General features: G+C 53.6%; 1 rRNA gene. It reads right to left on the bottom strand.

What is annotated here, in order from left to right:
* Positions 1-98 precede the first annotated feature (98 nt).
* Positions 99-532 (bottom strand): 16S ribosomal RNA (locus ACFPOU_RS23825); the annotation flags it as partial.

Raw genomic sequence — 532 nt, 5'->3', positions numbered from 1 at the left:
AGCTACAGCCCCGAAACTGTGTTCTTTGTTCAACAGTCGATAAGCGTGGACGCTTGATGATGAGTTCAGTTTTGAGGCTGACTCCGGTGCTACTCTAGAAAGGAGGTGATCCAGCCGCACCTTCCGATACGGCTACCTTGTTACGACTTCACCCCAGTCACGAATCCTACCGTGGTAAGCGCCCCCCTTGCGGTTAAGCTACCTACTTCTGGTAAAACCCGCTCCCATGGTGTGACGGGCGGTGTGTACAAGACCCGGGAACGTATTCACCGCGACATGCTGATCCGCGATTACTAGCGATTCCAACTTCACGCAGTCGAGTTGCAGACTGCGATCCGGACTACGATACACTTTCTGGGATTAGCTCCCCCTCGCGGGTTGGCGGCCCTCTGTATGTACCATTGTATGACGTGTGAAGCCCTACCCATAAGGGCCATGAGGACTTGACGTCATCCCCACCTTCCTCCGGTTTGTCACCGGCAGTCTCATTAGAGTGCTCAACTAAATGTAGCAACTAATGACAAGGGTTGCG

This window comes from Massilia jejuensis (assembly GCF_042656795.1).
Lineage (GTDB): Bacteria > Pseudomonadota > Gammaproteobacteria > Burkholderiales > Burkholderiaceae_D > Telluria > Telluria jejuensis.
The sequence above is the reverse complement of the archived record's forward strand: the minus strand, read 5'-3'. Positions and strand labels throughout refer to the sequence as shown.